This is a genomic window from Rhodococcus sp. (in: high G+C Gram-positive bacteria), assembly GCF_049286785.1.
Classification (GTDB): domain Bacteria; phylum Actinomycetota; class Actinomycetes; order Mycobacteriales; family Mycobacteriaceae; genus Rhodococcus_F.
Genome location: NZ_JBAQEO010000013.1, coordinates 1 through 6374, shown reverse-complemented (window position 1 = coordinate 6374; position 6374 = coordinate 1). Strand labels below are relative to the sequence as shown.

Below are 6374 nucleotides of genomic sequence, written 5' to 3'. Positions count from 1 at the left end.
CTGTTCCTGCGCTGCCGACCGGGCGGAGCCCAACGCCGATCGGTCCGGCACCGGGACGACGACTTCGAGGTAGCACTTGAGTTTGGGCTCCGTTCCCGAGGGACGTACCACGACGCGGAGGGTGCTGCCCTCGAGAACTACGGCATCGGCGCGGGATTGCCCGCGCAGGGTCGACAGGTCCGTGATGCGCAGGGGTTCACCGGCCAGGTCCGTCGGCGGATCGGCCCGCAGCCGGGACATCGTCGCGGCGATCTGCGCAAGGTCGGTGACCCGCCGCGACACCTGATCGCCGGCGTGCAGTCCGAATTCGAGCGCGTAATCGTCCAGTCGATCGAGGAGAGTTCTGCCCTCGGTGCGGAGGGTGGCGGCGAGATCGGCTGCCACCACGGCGGCGGAGATTCCGTCCTTGTCCCGCACGTATTCCGGGTCGACGCAGTGACCGATGGCCTCCTCGTAGGCGTAGACGAGCCCTTCACCTGCTCGGACGAGCCACTTGAAACCGGTGAGGGTCCGGGCGAAGCGCGCGCCGCGGGCAGCGGCGAGCTTCTCCAGCAACGCGGACGAGACGATCGTGGTCGCGACGAGCGAGTCCGGCGGAGCCGAGGCGAGGACGTGGTCGGCGAGCAGGACCCCGGTCTCGTCTCCGCGAAGCATGCGCCAACCGGCGGGGCCGCGAACGCCCACCGCGCATCGGTCGGCGTCGGGGTCGAGGGCGACGGCGAGGTCGGCCTCGACGTCCTCGGCGAGCGCGAGGAGAGCGTCCGCCGCGCCGGGCTCCTCCGGGTTGGGGAACGCGACCGTGGGAAAGTCGGGGTCGGGTGGGAATTGCGAGGCAACGGTGTGGATGTCGGTGAACCCGGCGGCGTGGAGTGCGGCCACCGCAGTGTCCCCGCCGACACCGTGCATGGCGGTGAGTGCGATGCGCAATGTGCGCGACGGTCCCTTCGGTAACGTCGCGACGCGGTCCAGATAGAGCGTGGGAAGCTCGTCCGACGCCGGATCGACCCGTGTGCGCGGAACTGCGTCGGCCGGCCCGGCGTCCGCGATGGCGGCTTCGATCTCCCGATCGGACGGTGAGATCAACTGCGCACCGCCGTCCAGGTAGACCTTGTAGCCGTTGTCGGATGCCGGATTGTGCGACGCGGTGATCTGCACACCCGCCGCGGCGCGCAGGTGGCGCACCGCGAACGAGACAATCGGGGTAGGGAGTGGCCGGGGGAGCAGTACCACCGCGAAACCGGCGCCGGCCAGCACCTCCGCGGCGGCCAGGGCGAACTCCTCGGATCCGTGCCGCGCGTCCCGGCCTACGACGACCGTGGAACCACCCAGGCACCGGTCCTTCAGCCAGGCACTCAACCCTGCAGTGGTGCGGATCACGACCGCGAGGTTCATACCGTTCGGGCCGGCCCGGACCGGACCGCGCAGGCCCGCGGTGCCGAATGCCAGCGGTGCCACGAAGCGTTCGGCGAGTTCCTCGGGGGAGAGGGCCAGGAGTTCGGCCCGTGACCGCGGGTCGGGATCATGAGCGATCCAGCGCTTCACCTCGGCATTCACAGGCGTTCCACCAGCTGCCGCAGGAGTGTGCCCATCCGCGTGGCCGACTCCCGGCCCGCGGCCAGTACTTCCTGGTGGTCCAGGTGCTCACCGGTGAGGCCGGCGGCGAGGTTGGTGACGAGCGAGATGCCCAGCACACGGGCGCCGAGCGCACGTGCCGCGATGGTTTCGTGGACCGTGGACATTCCGACCAGATCCGCACCCAGCGTGCGGAGCATCCGGATCTCGGCCGGGGTCTCGTAGTGCGGTCCGGGCAGTCCGGCATAGACGCCTTCGGTCAGCGAGTGGTCGATCTCGCGGGCGAGGGCCCGGAGTTCGGGGTCGTAGGCGTCGACGAGGTCGACGAACTCGGCGCCGACGAGGGGCGAGCGACCCGTGAGGTTGAGGTGGTCACTGATGAGGACCGGTTGCCCGACCGCCATGTCGTGACGGACTCCGCCCGCGGCGTTGGTGAGGATCACTGTGTGCGCGCCGGCTGCGACGGCGGTCCGGACCGGGTGGACCACCGAGGACAGCGGATGTCCTTCGTAGGCATGCGTGCGGCCGAGCAGGAGAAGGACCCGCTGCCCACCGACCTCCACGGATCGGACGGTGCCGGCGTGCCCCGCCGCGGAGGGTGGGGTGAACCCGGGCAGTTCGGCCATCGGTACCGTCGAAACGGGCTCGCCGAACAGGTCGGCGGCGGCGCGCCACCCCGACCCGAGGACGACGGCGATCGGATGTTCGGCGCAGTTCGTGTGTGCGGCGAGCGCGGCGGCCGCGGCGTCTGGCGTTCCCATGAGGCGATAGTCTTCCACCCATGCCTTATCTGGATCGCGATGGCGACGTATTCGTCCTGTACCTCGGCAGCCGGGACGAGACGGACAACGAGAACCGCTTCGCCCCGGAATGGATCGATGCCGTCCACGCGGCGCTGGACGAGGTGGAAGCGCATGAGGGTCCGGCCGCACTGGTCACGACCGCAACGGGCAAGTACTTCACCAACGGTCTGGACACCACCTGGATCTTCGCGAACGTGGACCGACTTCCGGGCTATCTCGACCGCGTGCACACGATCTACACCCGGCTGCTGAGTTTTCCGATGGCCACCGTCGCGGCTGTGCAGGGGCACGCCTTCGGTGCGGGTGCCATGCTCGCAACGGCACACGATTTCCGGGTGATGCGCGCCGACCGCGGTTTCTACTGCCTGCCTGAGGCGACCCTGAACATGCCGTTCACCGTGGGGATGTCGGCGTTGCTGAGTACGAGGTTGCCCAGGCAGACCGCGGTCGAGGCGATGACGACCGGTCGACGGTACGACGGCGCGGACGCGCTCGCGGCAGGAATCGTCGACGAGAGCGTGGACGGCGAAGGCATCCTTGGTGTGGCCGTCGCGCGGGCCTCCGCGCTCACCGCCACGCGCGGTGACAACCTGGCCGGGATCAAGCGCGGCATCCACCATGAGGTCCTCACCGCGCTCGCCACGGTCACGGACAAGAGCAACTTCGGTCTCGGGTGAGAGAATGAGCGCGTGAATGCGGAGATGGAGGCGGCGGTCCGGTCCATCGGGACCGATCTGATCGCGCTGTCTCATTCGATCCACGACGAACCGGAACTGGCGTTCGAGGAGTTCCGGAGCGTTGCGAAGATCACCGAACTGCTGCGCACGAATGGTTTCCAGGTGCGCTCGGGCATTGCCGGGCTGCCGACGGCATTCGATGCCACCTACGGCAGCGGTGACCTCGTCATCGGCATCTGCGCCGAGTACGACGCGCTGCCCGAGATCGGTCACGCCTGTGGGCACAACATCATCGCGGCGTCGGCCGTCGGAGCCGGGGTGGCCCTCGCCGCAGTCGCCGAGCGCCTCGGACTCACGGTGCGCGTCATCGGGACCCCGGCCGAGGAGAGCGGCGGCGGCAAGATCGCGCTACTGGAGCAGGGCGAGTTCGACGGGGTGGCTGCCGCGCTGATGGTGCACCCGGGGCCCATCGACATCACCGGGGCCACGTCCCTGGCCCTGGCCGATATCGCGGTAACCTTCCACGGCCGGGAGGCGCACGCCTCTGCCGCACCCGAATTCGGTCGCAACGCCGCCGACGCCGCGACGATCGCCCAGGTCGGTATCGGTCTCCTGCGTCAGCACCTCGCCCCCGGCCAGCAGGTGCACGGGATCGTCTCCGACGGCGGAACCGCTCCCAACATCGTTCCGGCCCGCGCCGAAATGCTGTACTACCTGCGTGCCGATACCGCCTCGGCTCTCTCGGACCTCACCGCACGTGCGGAGGCCTGCTTCGCGGCCGGGGCACTCGCCACCGGGTGCACACACGATATTCGCACGGTGTCGCCCACCTACACGGAGCTGACTCCGGACCCGTGGCTGGTGGCGGCATACCGGGAGGAGATCATCGACATGGGCCGTTTACCGGTTCCGCTCGAATGGGAAAGGTCGCGTCCCCTCGGCAGCACCGATATGGGCAACGTCACCAACGTCATACCCGGCATCCACCCTGTGATCGGGCTCGATTCGGGCGGTGCGGTGACGCATCAGCCCGAGTTCGCGAAAGCCTGTATCACCGAGTCCGCGGACCGGGCACTGATCGACGGGGCAATTGCCCTCGCGCGCACCGCAGTTCGCGCGGCAATGGATGACGCGCAGCGAGTGCGGTTGCTGGAAGGAGTTGATCGCCGATGAATGCGGCTGTCGACAAATGGATTCTCGCTCACACCGACGACCTGTCCGGCTGGCGGCGGCACATCCATGCCAATCCGGAACTCGCCCGGCACGAGTACGCGACCACCGAGTTCGTGGCCACCAGGCTGGCCGCGGCCGGGCTGTCTCCCGAATTGCTTCCCGGCGGTACCGGCCTCACATGCGACCTCGGGCCCCGGAACGCCCCGCGCATCGCGTTGCGCGCCGACATGGACGCTCTGCCACTGCAGGAACTCACCGGAGCCACCTACTCGTCTACGGTGCCCGGCGTGTCGCACGCGTGCGGACACGACGCCCACACCACCATCCTGCTGGGAACCGGTCTGGCGCTCAGCGAGATTCCCGACCGTCCGGTGGGTGTCCGACTCATCTTCCAGCCGGCGGAGGAGGTCATGCCGGGCGGTGCGCTCGATGTCATCGCGGGCGGCGGGATCGAGGGTGTGTCCCGGATCTTCGCCCTCCACTGCGACCCCAGGCTCGCGGCGGGCCGGGTCGGTGTCCGGCTGGGCGCGATCACGTCCGCCGCGGACACGGTCGAGGTGATCCTGGACTCCCCGGGTGGGCACACGTCGAGGCCGCATCTGACCACCGACCTGGTGTTCGCCCTGGGCACGGTGGTGACCGGGTTGCCGGGCATGCTCAGCAGACGTATCGACCCGCGCACCGGCACCGTGATGGTCTGGGGTGCGGTGAGTGCCGGGCGCGCCCCCAACGCCATCCCGCAGACCGGCATGATGACCGGCACCGTGCGGACGGGCGACCACGAGACATGGGAAATGCTCGAGCCACTGGTGCGTGAGATCGTGCACGGACTGCTCGCGCCGACCGGTGTGCGGTACCAGCTCAACTACCGGCGCGGCGTACCGCCCGTCGTCAACGACGAGACGTCCACCCGGATGCTCGAAGACGCTATCCGCTCGGTCGGCCCGGACGCCCTCGCGGACACGCCCCAGTCCGGCGGCGGCGAGGACTTCTCCTGGTACCTCGAAGAGGTACCGGGCGCGATGGCCCGGCTCGGCGTCTGGTCGGGTGTGGGACCGCAACTCGACATCCACCAGCCCACGTTCGATCTGGACGAGCGAGCGCTGGGCGTCGGGGTGCGGGTGCTGTGCAGTCTCGTACTGGGCGGCTGAGGCGCGCTGAGAGCACCGCAGGGCCGACTCGGGTCTACCTACTCGGTGCCCGGCCCGACGTTACGGCTGTTGCGGGTGCGCAGATCGCGCACATAGTCGGCCGGGGCTCCGGCGATCTCGGCGGCATCCGCCATGACACCGAGGTAGCGGGCGGACGGTAATCCGCCCTCGTAGGCGTCGAGCACGTACAGCCATGCGAGAACCGGTTCGCCGTCCGTGTCGACTCGCACGCGAATCTTGCGGTGGATGCCGAGTTCGGAGCCCTCCCAGCGATCGAGGCTCACCTCGTCCTCCTCGGGCACGTCGTACAGCACGACGAACACCTTGGAGTCGGGGTCCTCGACGACGGTGGCGAGCGCGCCCTCCCAGCCGATGTCGCCGCCGCTGAACGTCAGACGCCAGCCGTGCAGCCAGCCTGTTCCCGCCATCGGCGAGTGAGGGCAGCGCTGCAACATCTGCTCCGGATGCATGTTGGACCCGTAGGCGGCATAGATCGACACGGCGGCAAGCCTAAACCGTGCCTAGTAATCTGTTGCATGCAGTGCACGACAACGCCCACTGCGCTCGCGTGACATGTCGGCCGGAGACCCCGGTCGGCCTTCGAATTTGGAGGACAGATGACCCGGATCGTAATCATTGGTGGCGGGCCTGCCGGATACGAGGCAGCGCTGGTGGCCGCGCAACACGGCGCCTCCGTCTCCTTGATCGATTCGGACGGCATCGGTGGCGCGTGCGTGTTGTTCGACTGCGTGCCGTCCAAGACATTCATCGCCTCCACCGGGGTTCGAACCGACATGCGGCGGGCCACCGATCTGGGAATCGCTCTCGATCCGTCGCAGGCCACCATCGCGCTTCCGAAGATCAACGCCCGTGTGAAGAGCCTTGCGCAGGCGCAGTCCTCCGACATCCACACGCGGCTGCAGTCGGTGGGTGTGGAGTTGCTGTCGGGGACGGCGGAGCTCACGGATCCGCGGCTCGGGATGGCCTCGCACCAGGTG

7 protein-coding genes are annotated in these 6374 nt (G+C 68.8%); 4 read left to right on the top strand and 3 right to left on the bottom strand.

What is annotated here, in order from left to right:
- Both WAW17_RS00525 and WAW17_RS00520 read right to left on the bottom strand, forming a co-directional pair.
- Window positions 1-1554 (bottom strand): phospho-sugar mutase (locus WAW17_RS00525; protein WP_422331078.1); only part of this gene is annotated, 1554 nt, incomplete at its 3' end.
- A complete protein-coding gene (locus WAW17_RS00520; RefSeq protein ID WP_422331077.1) occupies window positions 1551-2333 on the bottom strand; it encodes a purine-nucleoside phosphorylase in 783 nt (260 codons plus the stop codon). The genes WAW17_RS00520 and WAW17_RS00525, both read right to left, overlap by 4 nt.
- A gap of 20 nt (window positions 2334-2353) precedes the next feature.
- On the opposite strand from WAW17_RS00520, the gene WAW17_RS00515 reads away from it, so the two are divergent.
- The 3 genes from WAW17_RS00515 to WAW17_RS00505 are packed head-to-tail and all read left to right on the top strand — an operon-like array spanning window position 2354 to window position 5376.
- Window positions 2354-3052: an enoyl-CoA hydratase/isomerase family protein gene (locus tag WAW17_RS00515; protein WP_422331076.1), complete on the top strand. Its 699-nt coding sequence runs from the start codon at window positions 2354-2356 to the stop codon at window positions 3050-3052.
- 24 nt (window positions 3053-3076) lie between these two features.
- Complete coding sequence (locus WAW17_RS00510; RefSeq protein WP_422331079.1) at window positions 3077-4225, top strand: M20 family metallopeptidase; 1149 nt, start codon at window positions 3077-3079, stop codon at window positions 4223-4225.
- Window positions 4222-5376 (top strand): M20 family metallopeptidase, encoded by a 1155-nt coding sequence (locus WAW17_RS00505; RefSeq protein WP_422331075.1) that lies wholly within the window; start codon window positions 4222-4224, stop codon window positions 5374-5376. Before WAW17_RS00510 ends, WAW17_RS00505 begins: the two co-directional genes overlap by 4 nt.
- Before the next feature lie 38 nt (window positions 5377-5414).
- Here the strand turns inward: WAW17_RS00505 and WAW17_RS00500 are convergent, their stop codons facing one another.
- Entirely contained in the window at window positions 5415-5876 is a 462-nt protein-coding gene (locus tag WAW17_RS00500) for a gamma-glutamylcyclotransferase (RefSeq protein ID WP_422331074.1), read from the bottom strand.
- Window positions 5877-5993: 117 nt separating this feature from the next.
- Between WAW17_RS00500 and WAW17_RS00495 the strand changes: the two genes are divergently transcribed.
- Window positions 5994-6374 (top strand): FAD-dependent oxidoreductase (locus WAW17_RS00495; protein WP_422331073.1); only part of this gene is annotated, 381 nt, incomplete at its 3' end.